The following is a 21,440-nucleotide window of genomic DNA, read 5'->3' as shown; positions in this document are numbered from 1 at the left end:
GTGTCAGTATGCGGCTAGTGTCATTTAATCGCAAGCACACTTGTTGATACCAGATGCGCACCTTCTGAGCTGGTGTCGTATAACGTCCGTTTGATGAGCTAGCTGGTTTGTTCTATCTGCTTTAGAGCCACGACCTTGTAAACCACCATCTGCTCCTGACGCCTTCTATCCAGTCGCAACATTGCAAGGTCATGGATGAGGTAGCGAATCACTCTGGCCGCATATCGGTAGAGCGTAGAGACTCGATGCCAGAGGCGATGGCTTCGGCATTGGTGTCGAGGGTATGCATGATGCTCAATACATTGTCGTGCACGTTCGTTGACCCTCGCTGACTGATCCACAGTGACAACTCTTCAAGACCAGCTCTCAGGGCTTGCTGGTTGAGCAACAGGAGTTCGAGGGTGTCAGCGGTGAGGGCTTTGTCATCCATGATGGGTTTATCCTGTGTGGGTTAGTCCGGTCTTACTGGCTTGTCGTGATCGCGTTCTCAAGCTCTACTACCAGCTCTGGGAGGCTGACTCCCAGCACCTTGCATAAATCGCGTAGCTGCACAATGTCCAGTCTACGTGTTCCGTTCTCTACGTCACTCATGAACGACTGAGGGCGATTCAGCGCCTTTGAGCATTCCACTTGCGTGAGTCCTGCCGCTTTTCGGTAGGTCTTCAAAAGGTGCAGAAGGGCCGTGTGCTCTGGTCGATAGATCGTCTTGGGCATAGTCGCTAGCTACTTGAGGGTAGCTGCCCAACCTATATCTGCTTTTCGGATATCTGAATTTCAGATAAATTCTGCTGATTGCCGCTCTCTGCGGTCTATCGCTGATGGAGAATTTATGAACGAGAAGCTTTTTGTATTGGCTAGTCAGAAGAAGACGACCAACCACATCCTGCATCTACTGCTCTGCATACCGACTTTCGGGCTGTGGATCATCGTCTGGTTGTTGGTGGCGAGCAGTAACGGCAAGCACAATGCCCGCATACAAAAGCAGATGAGCCATGTGCTCGACTACAAGGTGCAGGGTCTGAGCGATGTTGAAACCTATCACCGGGTAGCGGCTGACGAAGCAGCCAGCAAACGTAGAAACGACCAGATTTTCGTCCTCACAGTTATTGCGGTGACTGTGGGGTTGTTCCTGCTCATGAAGTAGCTTTTACCTAATGAGGTGTAGCCGATGCTCCGCACCGAAAGCGGCAGCTTTCAGCTGATTGCACTGTGCATGACCGTAGGTCAGGATGGTGATCACTTAACGGTGTAGAGGGGGTGAAACAACCAACACCCCCAAGCCTATTAATCCGTACTATCCACAGCTGACGCTGTTCCCGTGCACAATATCCGATCCGCAGGATTGAGTTCTGCACGATCAGAGCGTAGCTCAGGTAGCTGCTCGCATTCTTGCTGTCCAACCATGTTATTGATTGGTTGGACTAGTACGCTTGGCCGTTAGCGTCAGCTAGCAATGATAGTTGTTTTCATTTAAGGCAACCTAGTTGTTTGTTGTCCCTGTGTACGACTCATTGCTTGCGCAATAGGGGAAGGGGATTTACACCTGAGCCAACGCATACAGCTTAGACTTGACGGTCTAATGAATGTTTATGATCGGTGCAAGAAAATCCTTGTATATAATAGGAGTTTCCTCAACCCCTTGAATTTCGTGGCTTGTAGCGAGATTCTTGCGTAGTTTTTTTAAAAAAGTGATGTGAAACTACGCAAGGTCAACAACCAGCATTTCGGGTCAAGCGGCAAGTGCTGCTGCGGAAATGGTACTGTCATCCCACCCCTTTTTATTCATGCTCGATGCCGATTGAGGGTGGAGAGTTGTCCATTCACGATACCAATGCCCGATGTACTCATCCCGTTTGGCATCATCACCCCGGAAGATCAGCCGTGGATTTACTGTCAGCTTGATTTCACCCGTGCGAATGCCACCCTGCCTTGATGTGCTCACGCGCACCATATTGCTGTTGATCAACGTGCCCAGCTTCTTCATCAGGTTTGACTCCGTCGTGCCCAATGCCTTCGCCAGTTCGGCTTGAGGCATGATGATCATGTTCCGGTACTGAACCAGCCGGTGCAGTTTGCTCAGGGTGTTCATCATCGGGACAGTGATACGGCAGTCCACGCCTGTCCGGCGCCATAGGCCATGGGCGTAGTCCTGTGCGTCGGTCAGTGAGTGCAGCGTATGCGTTGGCAGCTTGCGGCGGTCGACGTGCTTCAGATGCGTGTGCAGGTCGTCAGCACTGCGGCACTTGCTCAGTTCTGGCTGGTAGTCAGGGCGTTTGCTGAAGACAGAAGACTTGTCATCGTAGCCAAAGATCTCGCCGGTTGTTGGGCTGATCAGCAGTCCATCGATGTTAAGGAAGGGTGATGCGGTAAAAACTGGGCACTCGTAGGCCATTGTACGTTCTCCTCTTCAAGTTCAGTTAATAGGCAGTTCCTCTCGGTTGTGCCGGGTTGTTGTTAAGTTGGTACTCCGCAGGCTTGGACGTTGGCCTGCGGTGGTGTGAAGTCAGTTTGTCAGTCGTGAATGTGAAGCTGGCAAGTGCGAAGTTTATCAATTACACGTTGATCAATCTTACCCTCATACTCGTCAGCAACCTCGCAGCAGTAGGTCGAGTATGCTGCCTTCAAGGCCGCGAAGGCACTGAATACGTCACCAAATGTTCCAAGATGAACTTTTTTGCCATATTTGGAAATGCGAGCTGTGAACCCTTTTTGCCTTGGTCCTTCCTTCACGCCGATGGGCAGTTTACCGCGTTGGCTGCGGGTGTCGCGATGCATTTGATTTATCAACCTTGGCACGAGCGAGCAGTGCTCAGGTGAGTAGACAGTATTCAGCGGATCAAGAATGTCTTTGTCGAGTTCCATGTCTTCAGCGTTCGCATAAGGCTGAGCGACGAACCAGTTGGCAAATTCTTGGAAGTCATGCCATTTCCTACACACTGTACAGCCCGCGTAGGCTGGGGCGTCTGATCCGTAGCACCGATTCAGCATGTATTTCCAGTGGGAGTAGGCGCGTGCTGTTTTTTCGTGATAAGGCAAGGCCAGTGCCTTCCGTCTCTGAATCGAGTTATAACCGACACCGCACAGCAATGTCTCACCGATCATTGGGCCGAACAGCGGAAGTTCTTCCCCGAGGCTGTAGTCAAGGTGAATTCCGGCCACGCAGGGTGCTACAAGGATGGTCCGAGTGATGTCGTTGATTCTGTGTTGATGCATTTTGTTACCTCCGTTCAGTTGAAAAATGGGCAAAAAAAATACCGACTCATTGGTCGGCATCGGGCTCTTCATTCTTCTCGTGATGGAGTGGGAATTCAGTTATGCGATGTCATCGACCTCAAAAGTAGGTGTTACTTCGTTTGCGTTGGTCATGGGTATTCTCATGATCTGTATTGACCGTCAGATGGTGGTCAGCCAAAACGCGGGTACTAAAAAGCCTCCTGCAATTTCTGAGCGATTTGATCGCACCATAGTTGCGTAGAGGCTTCAAAGCTGTATGTCTGCTTACTGGCAGATTTGTATAGTCTCATATTGGACGACCGCTTGTCAATAGCTGTTGACAGGGCGTGCTAGGGTTGATCTATCTCTTGCCTGCCGCAATCATGGCGAAAAGTGTGAAAAACCTTTTGCATGGATAGAGAAGGGCTTTGTTTAGTTCAGACCTCCCTTTCGCCCCGTAAACATTGGGTTTGGCGTGAAAAGCGGCTGGCTATCATCCCGCTGAAGGGAAGGTTTACCGAGGTTATTGGTGGGTTATCCGAGGTTATTTGACGTGCTTCATGGCCTCGACCATCGCCTTGATTGGCGTCCTGCTGCCGTAGATGCCAAAGGTCACGGAGCTGTCTTCATGGCCCACCATCCGCTTGATCAATGAATCTTGAACGCCAGCATCACGCAAATCATCAATGAAAGTATGGCGGAAGCTGTGGAAGGTTTTGCGTGGGTCGGTGATGCCATGCTTCGCCTTGTAGCGTCCAAACCATTTTGAGGCGGCGTGGCCACGCTTGCCTCGTACTGCTTCAAGCTCGGGGAAAAGTCGATCAGCCCCAGTGCTTTTGACTGATTCTGCGTACTGCAACATACCCTGTTCAACGAGTGACGGATGGAGGGGAAGAACACGGCGGCTGCTCGCACTCTTGAGGTTCTGGCCTTCATGGCTGTCATCAATACGAAAGCACGGGACACCTTGTTGCTCAATGAAATCATCCACACGCAATTGGCACAGTTCTTCAAGTCGTGCACCAGTGAACCGTCCAAGGAGTGGCAGCCAGTAGCGCCATGGATGCTTCCGGGACTCTTTTCGCAGTGCCTCATGGTTCAGTAGCGCAGCTAGGTCGTGTCGTTCAAAGGACAAACGAGCTTCCTTTGCTGATCCTGTCATGACCTTCATGCCCGCAAGCGGGTTTTCTGCCACGTACCCGTTCGCCTTGCACCAGTTGAGGAAGGCGGTGAGTTTGCGTAGCCGGTTGTTCACTGTGACAGCAGTAATGGTCTTGTAGGTGCTGCCTGAGTCGACCACCTGCCTTAGAGTCTTCCCCTTGAACTCGGGGCGTAAGCCGAAATATTGCGGGCATAGGCTGAGCCGTTCCTTTAGCAGGCGTGCTTGGTGCGCATCGAAGGCTTTGGCGGGCATGTCACCCACCAACTCGAGAAGGTCTGATAAGGCTCGCTCAACTTCCTCGGTGCTGACCTGTCGCCATGTGCCTCCCCGTTTCCCTTCCTCTATATAAAGCTTGGAGAGTGCGGCGAGGGTAGGGCTGTCGCTATTCCGTTTCGCTGAGACTGCCTTAGCGATCCGTGGAGCGGTTTGGATAGCGGGCGTGGGTGTAGAGTCCCGCCACTGTGAACAAAGCGTACGAAGCGTCTGGAGGTCTGCAAGAGGGTGCTCGCTAAGGTGGTGATGCAACCGCTGCACCAGTGATGTGGCAATGAACACGGCGCTTTGACGATGCCGTATGTTCAGACTCAAACGCAAAGTGGTACACCTCGGGAATAGGTGCTTTGGCAGCTTGAGATTCAGGTAGTAGAGCGCCCCGCGCTTGATGATGTAGGCCATGGGTGTGACACCAAAGTGTTACAGCAAAGTGTGACAGTGCTGGCTACACCCCAAGTCTTGAGCACCCATGCTGGGTGTGCGTACCGGTAGAACTCTGGTTGCCTCATCAGCCTGAAACCCTTGCCCCATAAGGTCTGCATTGATTACCAGCATGCTTGCATGCGACCTAGGCATGGCCCGGAAGGGAGCAGCCATAGCGGGAACATCGAGTGCCGGGGTGTGGCTGGTGGGGCCGCCTCCATTTCTGGGGTCGGAAACCTCAATCTGCAACGAACGTCTTCGTTCTTTTCTGCTTTTCGCCCAATGCTCCCGTCGCCGACAGCTTCATCAGCCGCTGGAATTTCGGGCATGCCAGATGATCTTTCTCAGGGCATTGCGCGGCATGCCGCAAGCCTTTGCTCATCGCTTGCAATCGTTTGATTCTTGCATCCAGTTCATCAGCTTTGGCATTCAGCATCTGCCGGTCTACCTGCAGGTCCACCAGCATCGCCCCCACTTCATCCAGCGAAAACCCCGCGGCCTGCCCCAAGGCGATCAGCGCTAGCCTGTCCGCCACGTCGGCTGCAAACTGTCGACGCTGACCGTGCCCGGCAAGCGACTTGAGCAAGCCTTTCTTCTCGTAGTAACGCAGTGTCGATGCGGGTACGCCTGTGCGTTTGGCGACGTCGGCAATGTCCATTTCGGGCCCTTGACTTGAAGTTGACTTCAACTTCTATGCTGCGCGGCATGGTAATGACCGTCAACCTTCGAGGGCTTGTTCAAATGACGTTTACTGCGATGTTTTTAGCTGCATTGCCGATTGGCATAGCTGCCACTGTAGTGATGGACCTGTGGGGGCTGCTGCTGAGGCGGTTGGGTGTGGCAACGCTGAACTTTGCCATGGTCGGGCGTTGGGCGGGGCACTTGCTAGGTGGGCGTGTTTCGCACCAAGCGATTTCCAAAGCGGAACCGGTGCGAAATGAGTTGGCGTGGGGATGGGTGATTCACTACGCCACCGGCGTGCTTTTCGCGATGCTGCTGCTTGTGATCGTAGGGGAGGGCTGGTTGCGGTCGCCTACTCTTTTACCTGCAGTAGTTGTGGGTGTGGGTACAGTCGTGGCGCCGTTTTGCCTCATGCAGCCGGCGATGGGGGCAGGGTTCTTTGCGTCCAGAACGCCGACACCTGCGCGGAACTGTCTGAAGAGCCTGGCCACGCATTTTGTGTTTGGTGTGGGGTTGTTCTTGAGTGCGTATTTACGGGCTTTGGTGTGAAGACAGTGATCCCGATTACAGTAAGCACATGATCAGAGTGCCCGCTTTTAAGATAGGTCTGATAACAGTCTAGGAAAGCCCCTACACGTCAGGCAGGCATAGCGAATTATCCTACGTGTTCCGTCGACTCCCGTCTGATTGTCCCGGTCAACCTCGCCCACTAGGCTTTCGCGGTCGCTGTCAGTTCAGCGATCGGGTGTGGAAGCCTGGGTGGTTTGGCGGCTGTCGATATGACAGTTGTGCGTGGGAGGCCTTCGGGCCTGCCGGGTTTGCCATACCCCTGGTCTTCCACCCCGCGTACAACTGTCACCCTAAGGGTGGAAGCGAAAGGGTGCTCTCAGCCCGGTATGGTGAACTCATGAAAAAAATGGTCCCCGATCCGCCCCACGTCTTTGATCTTCCCCAAGGCAAATCCCTTTCCCGCGCGATCAGCGAAGGCATCGTCCCGATGGAGTTCGCGTTGATGAATGTTTCCCACTACCTGATGTTCGCCTACAGCGATAGCCGGCGGGCGCTTGAGCGTATTCAGGACGAAGAAACCAGGCAGTTGTTGGAGCATGGTTTGCGGGCCATGCAGATTGCCTAGGGGCAGGCGGATGCTGTGGCATTGGCGTTTGAGCGGAGAAGCCATTGATTCCGGCCTTGGAGCAAGTAGAGATTGCAGGGATAGCGAATAACCCTGTGGGAGCGGATTCACCCGCGAAGCAGGCGACGCGGTGGATGGCACCGGCTTCGCCGGTGTTCGCGGGTGAACCCGCTCCCACAAGGGGCGCGCAAGCTTTGCGAGGGTTTGCCTTCCATCAGGCTACTGGCTAGGGCTGGGTCAGCGACATAGAGCCGGAGTCGCTCACCCTTCCATGCCGCTGCAAAATCCGCTCGATCTCCCCCGACTGCTTCATCCTTACCAACGCCCGCAACAGCCCTTGTGTCGGTATCGCCGGATCGTTGCGCACTATGCACCCCAAATCCTGTTCGTCCAGCACCGCCAGCGCTTGCAATTGCTGCTCCGCTGGCAACCCTTGGTTGAACCACTGCAACGACAACTGGTTGCTCACCGCATGGCGATACCGGCCTGCCTGCAGCTTTTGCAGCACCAGCAACTGGCTGCGGCTGTCCTCACGGTGCAGCTGGCCGTGGTCCAGCAGCGGTTGCAGGGTTGAATAGGTGTAGCCAAGCACCGTGCCGATCGCCTGGGGTGGCAGTTGCTCCGGGGATATCGGGTTGCTGTCGCCGGCGCGGCCAACCAGTACGTCGCGCTGATGAATCAGCGGGATACTCCACACAAAATCCCTTGGACGGTCGTTGAGCCATTGGGTACTGACGTAGCAACGGACATCAATGTCGCCGCTGCTCATGGCCTCCTCCAGGCGCAGGCGGGCCATGACGTGGAACTCGGGGCGAGCGCCCACTTGCCTGGCAACGGCTTGCATCAGGTCGTAAAGCAATCCCTCCACTGGCTGATCGCCTTCGATGCGTACCAGCGGCATGCTCCAGCTCTCGGCGACGGAAAAGCGCAGCACCGGCTGGTCAGCCAGGCTGTTTGTAGACCACAGCAGTAACAGGGCCAGCAGTCTTCGCAAAGGCAATCCTCCCTGGACAATGCGCCATTCCAAGCTTAGACGAGTTGCGCAGGGTGCAATTTTGCCCCCGCTCCGCTAGCATTAGCGATCTTCCGCTCGATCAGGCTACGATGGTTTTTCGATGAGTTATCAGGTTCTTGCACGAAAATGGCGTCCGCGCTCGTTCCGCGAAATGGTCGGCCAGACCCATGTGCTCAAGGCCTTGATCAATGCCTTGGACAACCAGCGCCTGCACCATGCCTACCTGTTCACCGGTACCCGCGGCGTGGGCAAGACGACCATCGCCCGTATTATCGCCAAGTGCCTGAACTGTGAAACCGGCATCACCTCCACGCCCTGTGGCACCTGTTCGGTGTGCCGGGAAATCGACGAAGGCCGTTTTGTCGACCTGATCGAGATTGACGCCGCCAGCCGTACCAAGGTCGAGGACACCCGCGAACTGCTCGATAACGTGCAGTACGCCCCTAGCCGTGGGCGCTTCAAGGTCTACCTGATCGACGAAGTGCACATGCTCTCGACCCACTCGTTCAACGCCTTGCTCAAGACGCTGGAAGAGCCACCGCCCTACGTCAAGTTCATCCTCGCCACCACCGACCCGCAGAAGCTGCCGGCCACCATCCTGTCGCGCTGCCTGCAATTCTCGTTGAAGAACATGAGCCCGGAGCGGGTGGTGGAGCACCTCAGCCACGTACTGGCCGCCGAGAACGTGCCGTTCGAGGAAGATGCCCTGTGGCTGCTGGGCCGTGCGGCCGATGGTTCCATGCGTGATGCCATGAGCCTGACCGACCAGGCCATCGCCTTCGGTGAAGGCAAGGTACTGGCCGCCGATGTACGTGCCATGTTGGGTAGCCTCGACCATGGCCAGGTGTATGGGGTCTTGCAGGCACTGCTCGAAGGCGATGCCAGGGCTTTGCTGGAGGCCGTGCGTAATCTGGCCGAGCAAGGGCCGGACTGGTCGGGCGTTCTGGCCGAAATGCTCAATGTGCTGCACCGTGTAGCCATTGCCCAGGCGCTGCCCGAAGCGGTAGACAACGGCCAGGGTGATCGCGAGCGGGTATTGGCGCTGGCTTCGGCGCTGCCGGCCGAGGATGTGCAGTTCTATTATCAGATGGGCCTGATAGGCCGCCGTGACCTGCCCCTTGCACCGGACCCGCGCGGTGGCTTCGAGATGGTGCTGCTGCGTATGCTGGCGTTCCGCCCGGCAGACACGGACGACGCACCGAAGCCGGTGCTAAAGCCAACGGGGATCAGCCAGGCCACAGCTGATCCTGCAGGGCAGGTGGCAGCCGCGGCGCCGGTCGCGCTTTCATCGCCTGTCGCGGCTGTGCCGGCGGAGCCTGTAGCGCAAGCCCCGCAGCTGGAGGTGCCTGCACCCGCGACGGCTGATCATGAGCCGGAGGCCGAGGCAGATGTTGAGCTGAAGGCCGAAGCCGAGGCCATCTCCGTACCTGAGCCTGTTGCCGAAGTGGTCGACTTGCCGTGGGAAGAGCGTGCCGTTGCGCCCGCGCCGTTAGCGGCTGAACTCGCGCCCGAACCGGCACCCGCGCCCGAGCCCGAGCCCGAGCCTGTTGCCCCGGTGGCGCCCCCACAGGCCACCCCGGCACACGACGAGCCGCCTTTCGACCCGTCTGCCTACGCTGCCGTGGGGATGGAGCGCGACGATGAGCCGCCGCTTGACGAAGACTATTACGGCGGCGAAAGCGATCCGGCAGGCTTCAGCTACCTGGACGAGCTGGCCGAACATGTTCAGGAAGACGTGTCCAAACCGGCGGCCGAACCGTTGCCGGCAGCCAAGCCGGCCACCGGCCTGGCCCTGCAATGGCTGGAATTATTCCCACAGTTGCCTGTGTCCGGGATGACAGGCAACATCGCGGCAAACTGTACGCTGATTGCCGCCGATGGCGACGACTGGTTGCTGCATCTGGACCCGGGCCAGGGTGCGTTGTTCAACGCCACCCAGCAGCGGCGCCTGAACGAAGCGCTCAACCAGCACTTGGGGCGCACGCTGAACCTGCGTATCGAGCTGATCCTGCCCGAGCAGGAAACCCCGGCTCAGGCCGCAGCGCGCAAGCGTGCCGAGCGTCAGCAGGACGCCGTCGCGTCGATCGAGCAGGATCCGTTGATCCAGCAGATGATCAAGTTGTTCGGCGCCAAGGTGCGGCAGGATACTATTGAGCCTGTAGAAGCCCTGGCCAGTCAGGGCCAGTAACGGATAACCATGCGGCCGGCCCGGTGCCGGGCCGCATCACACGACCCAATCGAGGTATACCCCATGATGAAAGGTGGCATGGCCGGCCTGATGAAGCAGGCCCAGCAGATGCAGGAAAAAATGCAGAAGATGCAGGAAGAACTGGCCAACGCCGAAGTCACCGGTCAGTCCGGTGGCGGTCTGGTGAGCGTGGTGATGACCGGTCGTCACGACGTCAAACGCGTCAGCATCGACCAGAGCCTGATGTCGACTGATGAAGACGACAAGGAAGTTCTGGAGGACCTCATTGCCGCTGCGCTGAACGACGCCGTGCGCAAGGTTGAGCAAAGCAGCCAGGAAAAGATGGGCGGCATGACCGCCGGCATGCAGCTGCCGCCAGGCTTCAAGATGCCGTTCTAAGGCATTGAGGTACTCAAAAACGCCGCTGATTTCAGCGGCGTTTTTTTTTGCGTAGATTTCACCCGGCTGCGGTCTGCTCTTTATGTGGGGGCGGCCTTGTGTCGCGAAAGGGGCGCGAAGCGGCCCCCGGATTCCAGCTTTGCAGCATAGAGTGCCGGGGCTGCTTAGCAGCCCTTTCGCGACACAAGGCCGCTCCCACAAAAAAGCAGACCTTGCAGGCTTTGGGCGAGGTGATTTGACGCCACCGCCCCCGCTGGGTATAAACCGCCTCTTATTGAATTGTCAGGCCTTTCCCATGAGCTTCAGCCCTCTCATCCGCCAACTGATCGACGGCCTGCGCATCTTGCCAGGCGTTGGCCAGAAAACCGCCCAGCGCATGGCCCTGCAACTGCTCGAGCGCGACCGCAGTGGCGGGCTGCGCCTGGCTCAGGCCTTGACCCAGGCCATGGAAGGGGTAGGGCATTGCCGCCAGTGTCGCACCCTCACCGAGCAGGAACTGTGCCCGCAGTGCGCCGACCCGCGCCGTGACGACACCCAGTTGTGCGTGGTCGAGGGGCCGACCGATGTGTATGCGGTGGAGCAGACGGGCTACCGTGGCCGTTACTTCGTGCTCAAGGGGCACCTGTCGCCGCTGGATGGCCTGGGGCCTGAGGCGATCGGTATTCCGCAGCTGATGGCGCGGATCGAAGAGCAGGGCACCTTTACCGAGGTGATCCTGGCGACCAACCCGACGGTGGAGGGGGAGGCGACGGCGCATTACATTGCCCAGTTGCTGAGCGAGAAAGGCTTGGTGGCGTCTCGCATTGCCCATGGTGTGCCGCTGGGCGGTGAGCTGGAGATGGTGGACGGTGGTACCTTGGCCCATGCCTTTGCAGGGCGCCGGCCCATTTCGCTCTGATTCATTGGGGTCGCTTGGCGGCCCATTCGCGGGTAAACCCGCGCCTACAAAAAATATGCGGCCTTTGTAGGCGCGGGTTTACCCGCGAATGGGCTGCAAAGCAGCCCCAACAGCCCGCTCAGTACTCGCTGAGGGAAAACTCGGTCAGGCAGAAGGTAGGCACCCCGGCCGCCTGCAACCGGCGCGAACCGTCCAGTTCCGGCAGGTCGATGATCGCTGCCGCCTCGAACACCTGCGCCCCAGTACGACGCACCAGGTTGGCCGCCGCCAGCAGCGTACCGCCAGTAGCAATCAGGTCATCGAAGATCAGCACCGAGTCGCCTTCACACAGGCTGTCGGCATGCACTTCCAGGAAGGCCTCGCCGTACTCGGTCTGGTAACCCTCGCTCAACACGTCGGCCGGCAGCTTGCCCTGCTTGCGGAACAGGATCAGCGGCTTGTTCAGCTGGTGGGCGATGATCGAGCCGATCAGGAAACCCCGCGCGTCCATGGCGCCGATGTGGCTGAATTCAGCCTCGACATAGCGCTCGATGAACTGATCGGCCACATAGCGCAGCCCGCGTGGCGACTGGAACAACGGGGTAATGTCGCGGAAGATCACACCCGGTTTGGGGAAGTCCACTACCGGGCGGATCAGGGCTTTGAGGTCGAAGGCTTCGCTGTGCATTGTTGCGGGTATCCTGGGAAAACGAATGCCCAAGTATACCCGCTAAAGACCAGCGTCAGGCCTCGATTGCACCACCGGCCAGCGCGCACAGCTGGATCGGGTCGAGGATGTGCACTTCCTTGCCCTCGGCGCGCAGCAGGCCGTTCTGCTGGAAGCGGGTGAACACCCGCGACACGGTTTCTACCGCCAGGCCAAGGTAATTGCCGATTTCGTTGCGCGACATGCTCAGGCGGAACTGATTGGCCGAATAGCCGCGGGCGCGGAAGCGCGCCGACAGGTTGACCAGGAAAGTGGCAATGCGCTCGTCCGCGGTTTTTTTCGACAGCAGCAGCATCATTTGCTGGTCGTCGCGGATTTCGCGGCTCATTACCCGCATCAGCTGGCGGCGTAGCTGTGGCAGTTGTACCGACAGCTCGTCCAGCCGCTCGAAGGGGATTTCACACACCGAAGTGGTTTCCTGGGCCTGGGCCGATACCGGGTAGGCCTCGGTATCCATGCCTGACAGGCCGACCAGTTCGCTGGGCAGGTGAAAGCCTGTGATCTGCTCTTCGCCGCTGTCGCTGAGGCTGAAGGTTTTCAGGGCCCCGGACCGTACTGCGTAGACCGAGCCAAAACTGTCACCCTGGCGGAACAGAAACTCGCCTTTCTTGAGCGGCCGCCCGCGTTTGACGATTTCATCCAGTGCGTCCATGTCTTCCAGGTTCAGCGAAAGAGGCAGGCACAGGGGGGCCAGGCTGCAATCCTTGCAATGGGCCTGGTTGTGTGGGCGCAGTTTGACTGGCTCGGACATTTGAATCGATCCTTGTGGGAAAGCACACATAAGTCGTAAGGGTAACTCACGACACAGGGTGTAGGCCAGTGTGCGCGGTGATGGTGCGCGCTGGCGAAACCCCGGCAGGTGGCCTGCCGGGAGTCCTTGTGTGCTCATAGTGTGCCTGACAAGGAAGCTTGTCCATGCGGTTGAACGCCTTGTTTTTCAGATCACTCGCGAGAAGCGCTGGCGGTTGTGCATCGCCAGATAGGCGTCGAACACCATGCATACCGAGCGCGCCAGCAGCCGGCCGGCGGGCAGGATGCGAATGCCCTTGTCGTCCAGGCTGATCAGGCCGTCGCGCTGCAAGGTCAGCAGCTCGGGCCAGAGGTCGTTGAAGTAACCGCGAAAATCCAGGGTGAAAGCCTGTTCGATGGGTTCGAAATCCAGCTCGAAATGGCAGATCAGTTGCTGGATCACTGCCCGGCGTATGCGGTCGTCGTGGTTGCACAGCAAGCCGCGCTGGGTGGCCAGCTGGGCGTTGGACAGGCTGTCCTGGTAGGTGTTGAGGTCACTGCTGTTCTGGCAGTACAGGTCGCCGATCTGGCTGATCGCCGACACGCCCAGGCCAATCAGGTCGCAGTGCCCGTGGGTGGTGTAGCCCTGGAAGTTGCGCTGCAAGGTACCTTCTTCCTGGGCAATGGCCAGTTCGTCGTCGGGCAGGGCGAAGTGGTCCATGCCGATGTAGCGGTAACCGGCGGCGGTCAGTTGGTCGATGGTGGCGTGCAGCATCTCAAGCTTGGCGGCGGCGCTGGGCAGGTCGTTGCTGTCGATGCGCCGTTGCGGCATGAAGCGTTCGGGAAGGTGAGCGTAGTTGAACACCGACAGGCGGTCGGGCTGCAGGCGGATCACCTCTTCGACAGTGCGGGCAAAGCCTTCCGGGGTTTGCTTGGGCAGGCCGTAGATCAAGTCGAGGTTGACCGAGCGAAACTGCAGCGTGCGCGCAGCCTCGATCAAGGTGCGGGTCTGCTCCAGGCTCTGCAGGCGGTTGATCGCGCGCTGCACGGCCGGGTCGAGGTCCTGTACACCCAGGCTGACGCGGTTGAAGCCCAGTTCGCGAAGCAGGCCCATGGTCGACCAGTCGGCTTCGCGAGGGTCGATCTCGATGCCGTAGTCGCCGGAATCGTCGTCCAGCAGGTGGAAGTGCTGGCGCAGGGTGGCCATCAGCTGGCGCAGTTCCACATGGCTGAGGAAGGTCGGTGTGCCGCCGCCAAAATGCAGCTGTTCAACACGTTGTTTAGGGTCCAGGTGGCAGGCGATCAGCTGGATTTCCTGCTCCAGGCGCTGCAGGTAGGGCGCAGCGCGCGCACGGTCTTTGGTGATGACCTTGTTGCAGGCGCAGTAGTAGCAGATGTTGGCGCAGAACGGCACATGCACGTACAGCGACAGCGGGCGCACGGCCCGTCGGCTCTCGCGCAGGGCGTTGAGCAGGTCGAACGAACCCACCTCGCTGTGCAGTTGCACGGCGGTTGGGTAAGAGGTGTAGCGTGGCCCGGCGAGATCGTAGCGGCGGATCAGGTCGGTATCCCAACGGAGGTCGTCGAGCATGAGGGTAGTCCCCGGAAAGAGCAGCAGTGCACCGGAGTCTATGGCCGTCTGTAGGAAACTGTGTTGATTTGTATCAAGGGCATTGGGGCTGCTTTGCAGCCCCCGTCAATGCCCCATCAGCCAGTGCTGGTGTGGGCCCGGCAGAGTCCAGACACCGAATAGCATCACCAGCACACCGCCCGCCACGCGCACGCTGCGTCGCCGCAACAGGGCGTTTACCCGTTCGGCAGCCAGCCCGGTTGCCAGCAACACCGGCCAGGTGCCCAACCCGAACGCGAGCATCAATACCGCGCTGTACCCGGCGTTGCCCTGGCTGGCGGCCCACAGCAGGGTGCTGTACACCAAACCGCACGGCAGCCAGCCCCACAAGGCGCCCAGCAGCAACGCCCGGGGCAGGCTGGACACCGGCAGCAAGCGCGACGCCATCGGCTGGATATGCCGCCACAACCCGCGGCCCAGCGCCTCGATACGGGTCAGCCCGCTCCACCAGCCGGCCAGGTACAGGCCCATGGCAATCAGCAGCAGCGCTGCAGCCACCCGCAGCGCCAGCGCTGCCGGGCTGCTGGCCACGGCCCAGCCGGCCAGGCCCAGCAACAGGCCGGCGCAGGCATAGCTGAAAATGCGCCCCAGGTTGTACGCCAGCAACAGGCGCAAGCGCTTGCCGCGTTGTTCGGGGGGGATGGCCAAGGTCAGTGCGCCCATCAGGCCACCGCACATGCCCAGGCAGTGACCGCCCCCTAGCAGGCCAAGGACCAGTGCCGAGCCCAGCAGCGCAAGCAGGTCAGGCACGGGGCGGTGGTTCCTTGTCGGTGTCGGCCGGGGCATCGTCAAGCTTCACTGCCGCCTGGTGGCGCGGGTCCTGATCGTCGAACAGGATGCTGTGGGCGGGGCCTTCAAGGTCATCGTACTGACCGCTGTCGACCGCCCAGAAGAAGATGTACACGGCCACGCCGACCAGCAGCAGGGCTGCCGGGATCATGACATAGAGGGCGGGCATGGCGACTTCCTCCCGGGTAAAGGGGCTTCGTGGGGCAGCGGGCCCGAGGCCACTGGCATACGGGTCAGGCGCAAGGCATTGAGCACCACGATCAGCGAGCTGACCGACATGCCGATGGCGGCCCACACCGGCGTGATCCAGCCGAGCGCGGCGAACGGCAACATCAGGCCATTATACAGGGTCGCCCACAGCAGGTTCTCGAGGATGTTGCGGCGGGTGCGGCGGGCCAGCTCGAACGCCTGCACCAGCGCTTGCAGGCGGTTGGACAGCAAGACGGCGTCGGCACTGGTCTTGGCCAGGTCGGTGGCGCTGCCCATGGCGATGCTGATATCGGCGGCGGCCAGTACCGGTACATCGTTGACCCCGTCGCCGAGCATCAGCACCTTGCGCCCGTCAGCCTGCAGGGCTTTCAGGCGGTCCAGTTTGTCATCCGGGCGCAGGCCGCCAATGGCCTGCTCGATACCCAGCTGCGCGGCCACTTCGGCAACCATCGGCGAGCTGTCGCCCGACAGCAGCAGGGTGTGCCAGCCGCGCGCCTTGCAGGCAGCGAGCAGGGCCGGGGCATCGTCGCGCAGACGGTCATCCAGGCCGAACCAGGCCAGTGGCCCCTGGCGGTCGCCCAGCAGCAGCCACTGGCCGCGAGGCGCGGGCACAGCGGGGATTTCCGCACCACTCAAGGCGCAGACGAAGGTAGCCTGACCAATGCGCAGGCGCTGGCCGTCGACCAGCCCCTCCAGGCCCAGGCCGGGTACGCTCTGTACGTCATCGGCAGGCGTGGCGGTACGACCAAAGGCGCGAGCGATGGGGTGTTCGGAGCGGTTTTCCAGCGCCGCGGCCAGGGCCAGGCAGCGGTCGGCGGCCTGGCTGCCGAGCGGGCGGATGCTGCGCAAGGTCAGGCGGCCTTCGGTCAGTGTGCCGGTCTTGTCGAAAATCACCGTGTCGATGTGGTTCAGGCCTTCCAGCACGTGGCCGCGGGTGACCAGCAGACCAAGCTTGTGCAGGGTTCCGGTGGCGGCGGTCAGTGCGGTTGGCGTAGCCAAAGACAGGGCACAAGGGCAGGTGGCCACGAGCATGGCCAGCACGATCCAGAACGCCCGTGCCGGATCCAGGTGCCACCACCACAGGCCGATGGCTACCGAGGCCAGTAGCGAGAACAGCAGGAACCACTGCGAGGCGCGGTCGGCAATTTCCGCCAGGCGCGGTTTTTCGGTCTGGGCGCGTTCCAGCAGGCGGACGATGGCCGACAAGCGTGAGTCATGGCCGAGGGCTTCCACTTCCACATTCAGCGCGCTTTCAACGTTCAGCGTACCGCCAGTGACCCGCTCACCCACCCGGCGTGGTTGCGGCAGATACTCGCCGGTCAGCAGCGATTCGTCGACGCTGGAGCGGCCCTCGACGATGCGCCCGTCGGCAGGGATGACCGCGCCGGGCAGCACCTGCACGGTGTCGCCGCACTGTAACTCGCTGAGCAGGATGCGTTCGCTGCGCCCGATGGCGTCCAGGCGCAGGCATGAGGCGGGCAGCAGGTTGACCAGCTGCGCAGTGGCCGCCGCTGTGCGCTCGCGGGCGCGGCGCTCCAGGTAGCGGCCGGTCAGCAGGAACAGGGCGAACATGCCCACCGTGTCGAAATAAAGCTCGCCGCTGCCAGTGATGGCTGTCCAGATGCCGGCGCCGAACGCCAGGCCAATGGCCAGCGACACCGAAACGTCCATGGTCAGGTGGCGCGTTCGCAAGTCGCGCGCCGCGCCCTTGAAGAAGGGCGCGCAGCTGTAGAACACGATGGGAATGGTCAGGAACAGCGCCACCCAGCGCAGGATCGTGTGCAACTCGGGTGTCAGGTCGATGTTGAATTCCGGCCAAGTGGCCATGGTCGCCATCATCGCCTGGAACCACAGCAGCCCGGCCACGCCCAGGCGGCGTAGGGCGCTGCGGTTTTCCCGGGCCAATTGCTCGGCGGCTTGGTCAGGCTGGTAGGGGTGGGCGGCGTAGCCGATCTGGCGAAGTTCGGCGAGCAAGCGTGACAGCGGCAGCTGCTTGTCGTCCCAGTTCAGCGCCAGGCGGTGGTTGGACAGGTTCAACCGGGCTTCGGCGACACCGGGCAGGTTGCGCAAGTGCTTTTCGATCAGCCAGCCGCAGGCGGCGCAGCTGATGCCCTCGACAAGCAAGGTGGTTTCGGCCAGCTCGCCCTGGTGGCGGACGAAGGTTTGCTGCACGTCGCTGCGGTCGTATAGGGCCAGTTCGTCCTGCAGTTGCTTGGGCAGGGCTTCGGGGTTGGCGCTGTTGTCGCTGCGGTGCTGGTAGTAATGTTCCAGGCCACCCGCGACGATCGACTCAGCCACCGCCTGGCAACCGGGGCAGCAGAACTGTCGCGGCTGGCCGAGGACCACGGCGGTGAAGCGGCTGCCGGCCGGGACGGGCAGGGCGCAGTGGTAGCAGGGGGTGGGCTGGGTCATTTTGGAACAGTCTTATGTCGTGAGATCGCCGGGGCTGCTTCGCCGCCCTTTCGCGACGCAAGGCCGCTCCCACAGAAGCATGCGTTCTCCTGTGGGAGCGGCCTTGCGTCGCGAAAGGGGCGCAAAGCGCCCCCATTCATACCAGGAATCATTACTGGTGTTCGGCGCCTTGAAGGGCTTCGTCACCCAACTGCAAGGTCACACCATGCGCCACTTTTTCCTCTTCGAACAGGCGCCACACCTGGCCCCCTTCGCTGCCCAGCAGTTCCACAAAGCGCCGCCCGTCGACCTTGTCCTCCAGTTGTCCCACATAGCGCCCTGCTTCGACACGGCTCAGCAGCACCTTGCGGTCCTTCTCTGGCTGGGTCGGCGAAATCAGGTTCAGCTCCAGGTTTTGCGGGCCACTGCTACCGGTCAGGCGCAGGTCCACTTCGCCGGTCAGTTCGTCCAGATGCACGCTGGCTTTCAGGCCCAGCTGCTGCGCCAGCAGCTCGCGGTCCAGCGAGCGGTTGATGCCCTTGCCGGCCTCGTAGTAGTTGTCATTCACCAGGTTGTCCGGGTTGTGCACAGCGATGCTGACCATGGTCAGGCTCAGGCACACCGAGGTGGTGAGAATGCCGATGATGATCCAGGGCCAGAGGTGCTTGTACCAGGGGCTGGCGGCGGTGGCGGCAGGCATTGTGCGTTATCTCTCTTAGCGGATCTGTGGGCCGATGAAACGGCTCTTGGCTTCAACCTGGGCGTCGCTGTCGTCGGCGCTCTTGAGGATGAAGGTGATTTCGTTGGTGGTCGATGGCAGCTTCTCGGGGGCAACCGACAGCTGCACGGGAAGGCTGACGATGTCACCGGCGGCCACGCGGATCTCGCGCTGGCCTTCGAGCTTGAGGTCTGGCAGGCCGGCGGCGTCCAGCACGTAGACGTGATCGCGCTGATCCTTGTTCATTACCTTCAGGCTGTACACGTTCTCGATCCGGCCCTGGGCGTTTTCGCGGTACAGCACGCGGTCTTTGCTGACGTCGAAACCGACCAGCGAACGGGTGGCGAAGGCCGTCGCCAGCCCGATCATCATCACCAGCAGTACCACGGCATAGCCGATCAGACGCGGGCGCAGCAGGTGGGTCTTTTGCCCGGACAGGTTGTGCTCGGTGGTGTAGCTGATCAGCCCTTTGGGGTAGTTCATCTTGTCCATGATGCTGTCGCAGGCGTCGATGCAGGCTGCGCAGCCGATGCACTCGATTTGCAGGCCGTCACGGATGTCGATGCCGGTCGGGCAGACCTGCACGCACATGGTGCAGTCGATGCAGTCACCCAGGCCCTGGGCTTTGTAGTCGGTATCTTTCTTGCGCGGGCCGCGGGTTTCGCCACGGCGCGGGTCGTAGGACACGATCAGTGTGTCCTTGTCGAACATCACACTCTGGAAACGTGCATACGGGCACATGTACACACACACCTGTTCGCGCAGCCAGCCGGCGTTGCCGTAGGTGGCGAGGGTGAAGAAACCGACCCAGAAGTAGGCCCAGCCATCGGCCTGGCCCGTGAAGAATTCGACCACCAGCTCACGGATCGGCGAAAAGTAGCCGACAAAGGTCATGCCGGTGACAAAGCCGATCAGCAGCCACAGGCTGTGCTTGGTGAATTTGCGCAGGAACTTGTTGCCGCTCATGGGGGCTTTGTCGAGCTTCATGCGCTGGTTGCGGTCACCCTCGGTGACCTTTTCGCACCACATGAAAATCCAGGTCCACACGCTTTGCGGGCAGGTGTAGCCACACCACACCCGGCCGGCGAACACAGTGATGAAGAACAGGCCGAAGGCGGCGACGATGAGAATGCCCGAGAGCAGGATGAAGTCTTGCGGCCAGATGGTGGCGCCGAAGATGTAGAACTTGCGTTCGGGCAGGTTCCACCACACGGCCTGGTGCCCTCCCCAGTTCAGCCACACGGTGCCGAAGTACAGCAGGAACAGTGCGGCACCCCCAACCATGCGTAGGCGACGGAACAGGCCGGTGAAGGCGCGGGTGTAGATCTTTTCCCGGGAAGCGTAGAGGTCGACGGAATCCTTCCCTTTGCTGGCAGGCGGGGTGACATCATGTACCGGAATTTGCTTGCTCATCATCAAGTCCCACGGCAGTGGAGAAACGCCGCGGCCTGTGCGTGCGGGCCGCAGTCTCGCGCAATCTGCTAGCGCTCTGCGGTCCATGATACGCCGCTGAGGGCGGTATGGGATCGCACTGCGACCTTTAGTCGCGTTGGGTTCGTGGTATGAAACGTGTTATGGCGGGTGTCAATTGATCCAGGTCATCAGCCTGCGAGAAATGCTGTGCCAGTACCGGCCTGTTCGCGGGTAAACCCGCTCCTACACAGGATCCTTGTAGGAGCGGGTTTACCCGCGAACAGGCCAGGCCTGCCTTACTCAGCCTTGGCCGGCTCAGCCTGGTGCGACAGGCTGTACACATAAGCCGCCAGCAAGTGCACCTTGTCGTTGCCCTGCAGCTGTTCCTGGGCCGGCATCTGCCCCTGGCGGCCATAACGGATAGTCTGCTGCAATTGGGCAAAGCTCGAGCCGTAGATGAACGCCTGCGGGTGGGTCAGGTTCGGTGCGCCCATGGCGGGCGTGCCTTTGCCTTCCGGCCCGTGGCAGGCCACGCAGTTGGCTGCGAAGATCTTCTGCCCGTTCTCCACATCGGCCTTCGCACCCTCAGGCAGTGTGCGGCCATCGAGTTTGCTGACCACGAATGCAGCCACGTCGGCCACGCCCTGGTCACCGATCACTTCGGCCCAGGCCGGCATCACGCCATGGCGACCGCCCATGATGGTGGTCTTGATGGTGTCCGGTTCGCCGCCCCAGCGCCAGTCGTTGTCGGTCAGGTTGGGGAAGCCGAAGGCGCCCTTGGCGTCGGAGCCGTGGCACACCGAACAGTTGGAGGCGAACAGCCGCGCACCCATTTTCAATGCCTGTGGGTCCTTGGCTACGTCTTCGATCGGCATCGCCGCGAACTTGGCGAAGATCGGCCCGAAACGGGCGTCGGCCTTGGCCATTTCCTTTTCCCATTCGTGCACGCCGGTCCAGCCCGGCTGGCCGTTGGAAAACTCGGTCTGCTTGTCGTTATCCAGGTACGAATAGCCCGGCAGGACGCCTTTCCAGTTGCCCAGGCCCGGGTACAGCACCAGGTAGCCGAGGGCGAAGATGATGGTGCCGACGAACAGCCAGAACCACCATTTCGGCAGCGGGTTGTCGTATTCCTCGATGCCATCGAAGGCATGCCCGACGGTTTCGTCGGTAACCTCTTCGCGCTGGCCCTTGCGGGTCGACAGCAGCAGCCAGGTCAACGAGAAGATGGTGCCCAGGGTCAGGACGGTAACGTACAGACTCCAGAAGGTTGTCATTGTTGTTTGCTCCCAGAAGCTTTTGCTTGCTCGACGTGCCGAGTGGCCTCGGGGTCATCCGCGAAGGGCAGTTGGGTCGCTTCGTCGAAGTCCTTTTTACGCCGTGGGTTGAACACCCACAGCGCCAGGCCCACGAAGGCCACCATCACCACGACGGTGCCCAGGCCGCGAATCATCCCGATATCCATCAGCG

Annotated in this window: 23 protein-coding genes; 6 read left to right on the top strand and 17 right to left on the bottom strand. The window is 60.3% G+C overall.

The window, feature by feature from the left end; genetic code table 11:
- Positions 1–208: 208 nt before the first annotated feature.
- Positions 209–430 (bottom strand): hypothetical protein, encoded by a 222-nt coding sequence (locus tag ACNQP3_RS19985; protein ID WP_264316380.1) that lies wholly within the window; start codon positions 428–430, stop codon positions 209–211.
- Between the two features lie 32 nt (positions 431–462).
- Positions 463–714 carry a helix-turn-helix domain-containing protein gene (locus ACNQP3_RS19980; protein WP_264316379.1) on the bottom strand — a complete coding sequence of 84 codons (252 nt, stop codon included), beginning with the start codon at positions 712–714 and terminating at the stop codon, positions 463–465.
- A 115-nt stretch (positions 715–829) separates the two neighbouring features.
- Here ACNQP3_RS19980 and ACNQP3_RS19975 point away from each other — a divergent pair, with 115 nt between their 5' ends.
- The gene (locus ACNQP3_RS19975; RefSeq protein WP_264316378.1) at positions 830–1,144 is read left to right on the top strand and encodes a hypothetical protein; all 315 of its coding nucleotides are present in this window, start codon (positions 830–832) and stop codon (positions 1,142–1,144) included.
- Between the two features lie 585 nt (positions 1,145–1,729).
- On the opposite strand, the gene ACNQP3_RS19970 is transcribed toward ACNQP3_RS19975, so the two are convergent.
- The 4 genes from ACNQP3_RS19970 to ACNQP3_RS19955 all read right to left on the bottom strand — a co-directional run bounded on the left by ACNQP3_RS19970 (position 1,730) and on the right by ACNQP3_RS19955 (position 5,729).
- Positions 1,730–2,392 carry a replication/maintenance protein RepL gene (locus ACNQP3_RS19970; protein ID WP_264316377.1) on the bottom strand — a complete coding sequence of 221 codons (663 nt, stop codon included), beginning with the start codon at positions 2,390–2,392 and terminating at the stop codon, positions 1,730–1,732.
- A gap of 119 nt (positions 2,393–2,511) precedes the next feature.
- On the bottom strand, positions 2,512–3,273 hold the full coding sequence (locus tag ACNQP3_RS19965; RefSeq protein ID WP_264316376.1) for a hypothetical protein: 762 nt from the start codon (positions 3,271–3,273) through the stop codon (positions 2,512–2,514).
- A 484-nt stretch (positions 3,274–3,757) separates the two neighbouring features.
- Positions 3,758–5,050 (bottom strand): site-specific integrase, encoded by a 1,293-nt coding sequence (locus ACNQP3_RS19960; RefSeq protein ID WP_264316375.1) that lies wholly within the window; start codon positions 5,048–5,050, stop codon positions 3,758–3,760.
- A gap of 259 nt (positions 5,051–5,309) precedes the next feature.
- Positions 5,310–5,729 (bottom strand): helix-turn-helix domain-containing protein, encoded by a 420-nt coding sequence (locus ACNQP3_RS19955; RefSeq protein WP_264316374.1) that lies wholly within the window; start codon positions 5,727–5,729, stop codon positions 5,310–5,312.
- A gap of 83 nt (positions 5,730–5,812) precedes the next feature.
- On the opposite strand from ACNQP3_RS19955, the gene ACNQP3_RS19950 reads away from it, so the two are divergent.
- A complete protein-coding gene (locus tag ACNQP3_RS19950; RefSeq protein ID WP_029611826.1) occupies positions 5,813–6,301 on the top strand; it encodes a DUF2938 domain-containing protein in 489 nt (162 codons plus the stop codon).
- Positions 6,302–6,659: 358 nt separating this feature from the next.
- The gene (locus tag ACNQP3_RS19945) at positions 6,660–6,887 is read left to right on the top strand and encodes a hypothetical protein (RefSeq protein WP_264316373.1); all 228 of its coding nucleotides are present in this window, start codon (positions 6,660–6,662) and stop codon (positions 6,885–6,887) included.
- A gap of 226 nt (positions 6,888–7,113) precedes the next feature.
- Here ACNQP3_RS19945 and ACNQP3_RS19940 read toward each other — a convergent pair whose 3' ends face one another.
- The gene (locus ACNQP3_RS19940; RefSeq protein WP_264316372.1) at positions 7,114–7,881 is read right to left on the bottom strand and encodes a substrate-binding periplasmic protein; all 768 of its coding nucleotides are present in this window, start codon (positions 7,879–7,881) and stop codon (positions 7,114–7,116) included.
- A gap of 121 nt (positions 7,882–8,002) precedes the next feature.
- Here ACNQP3_RS19940 and dnaX point away from each other — a divergent pair, with 121 nt between their 5' ends.
- The 3 genes from dnaX (at position 8,003) to recR (ending at position 11,387) form a co-directional block, all read left to right on the top strand.
- The gene (dnaX, locus tag ACNQP3_RS19935; protein ID WP_264316371.1) at positions 8,003–10,090 is read left to right on the top strand and encodes a DNA polymerase III subunit gamma/tau; all 2,088 of its coding nucleotides are present in this window, start codon (positions 8,003–8,005) and stop codon (positions 10,088–10,090) included.
- Positions 10,091–10,153: 63 nt separating this feature from the next.
- Positions 10,154–10,489, top strand: coding sequence for a YbaB/EbfC family nucleoid-associated protein (locus ACNQP3_RS19930; RefSeq protein ID WP_003254305.1), 336 nt, complete (start codon positions 10,154–10,156; stop codon positions 10,487–10,489).
- Positions 10,490–10,784: 295 nt separating this feature from the next.
- Complete coding sequence (recR, locus tag ACNQP3_RS19925) at positions 10,785–11,387, top strand: recombination mediator RecR (protein ID WP_003254304.1); 603 nt, start codon at positions 10,785–10,787, stop codon at positions 11,385–11,387.
- A 118-nt stretch (positions 11,388–11,505) separates the two neighbouring features.
- Here recR and ACNQP3_RS19920 read toward each other — a convergent pair whose 3' ends face one another.
- The 10 genes from ACNQP3_RS19920 to ACNQP3_RS19875 form a co-directional block, all read right to left on the bottom strand.
- Positions 11,506–12,054 carry an adenine phosphoribosyltransferase gene (locus ACNQP3_RS19920; RefSeq protein WP_003254303.1) on the bottom strand — a complete coding sequence of 183 codons (549 nt, stop codon included), beginning with the start codon at positions 12,052–12,054 and terminating at the stop codon, positions 11,506–11,508.
- Between the two features lie 55 nt (positions 12,055–12,109).
- On the bottom strand, positions 12,110–12,844 hold the full coding sequence (fnrA, locus tag ACNQP3_RS19915; RefSeq protein WP_003254301.1) for a Crp/Fnr family transcriptional regulator FnrA: 735 nt from the start codon (positions 12,842–12,844) through the stop codon (positions 12,110–12,112).
- 186 nt (positions 12,845–13,030) lie between these two features.
- Positions 13,031–14,413, bottom strand: coding sequence for an oxygen-independent coproporphyrinogen III oxidase (gene hemN / locus ACNQP3_RS19910; protein ID WP_014755840.1), 1,383 nt, complete (start codon positions 14,411–14,413; stop codon positions 13,031–13,033).
- A gap of 105 nt (positions 14,414–14,518) precedes the next feature.
- Positions 14,519–15,238 (bottom strand): sulfite exporter TauE/SafE family protein, encoded by a 720-nt coding sequence (locus ACNQP3_RS19905; RefSeq protein ID WP_265181024.1) that lies wholly within the window; start codon positions 15,236–15,238, stop codon positions 14,519–14,521.
- Positions 15,195–15,410, bottom strand: a complete 216-nt coding sequence (gene ccoS, locus ACNQP3_RS19900) for a cbb3-type cytochrome oxidase assembly protein CcoS (protein WP_003254296.1) — start codon at positions 15,408–15,410, stop codon at positions 15,195–15,197. Before ccoS ends, ACNQP3_RS19905 begins: the two co-directional genes overlap by 44 nt.
- Positions 15,389–17,863 carry a heavy metal translocating P-type ATPase gene (locus ACNQP3_RS19895; protein WP_264316370.1) on the bottom strand — a complete coding sequence of 825 codons (2,475 nt, stop codon included), beginning with the start codon at positions 17,861–17,863 and terminating at the stop codon, positions 15,389–15,391. Before ACNQP3_RS19895 ends, ccoS begins: the two co-directional genes overlap by 22 nt.
- Positions 17,864–18,014: 151 nt before the next feature.
- A complete protein-coding gene (locus tag ACNQP3_RS19890) occupies positions 18,015–18,542 on the bottom strand; it encodes a FixH family protein (RefSeq protein ID WP_003254292.1) in 528 nt (175 codons plus the stop codon).
- Positions 18,543–18,557: 15 nt separating this feature from the next.
- The gene (ccoG, locus tag ACNQP3_RS19885) at positions 18,558–19,973 is read right to left on the bottom strand and encodes a cytochrome c oxidase accessory protein CcoG (RefSeq protein WP_004577070.1); all 1,416 of its coding nucleotides are present in this window, start codon (positions 19,971–19,973) and stop codon (positions 18,558–18,560) included.
- A gap of 296 nt (positions 19,974–20,269) precedes the next feature.
- The gene (gene ccoP, locus ACNQP3_RS19880) at positions 20,270–21,247 is read right to left on the bottom strand and encodes a cytochrome-c oxidase, cbb3-type subunit III (protein ID WP_003254289.1); all 978 of its coding nucleotides are present in this window, start codon (positions 21,245–21,247) and stop codon (positions 20,270–20,272) included.
- On the bottom strand, positions 21,244–21,435 hold the full coding sequence (locus tag ACNQP3_RS19875; protein WP_003254287.1) for a CcoQ/FixQ family Cbb3-type cytochrome c oxidase assembly chaperone: 192 nt from the start codon (positions 21,433–21,435) through the stop codon (positions 21,244–21,246). The genes ccoP and ACNQP3_RS19875 overlap by 4 nt, the downstream gene beginning before the upstream one ends.
- Positions 21,436–21,440 lie beyond the last annotated feature (5 nt).

Source organism: Pseudomonas sp. LFS074 (genome assembly GCF_047978165.1).
In the GTDB taxonomy this organism is placed as follows: domain Bacteria; phylum Pseudomonadota; class Gammaproteobacteria; order Pseudomonadales; family Pseudomonadaceae; genus Aquipseudomonas; species Aquipseudomonas putida_P.
This window is presented reverse-complemented; position numbering and strand designations above follow the sequence as displayed.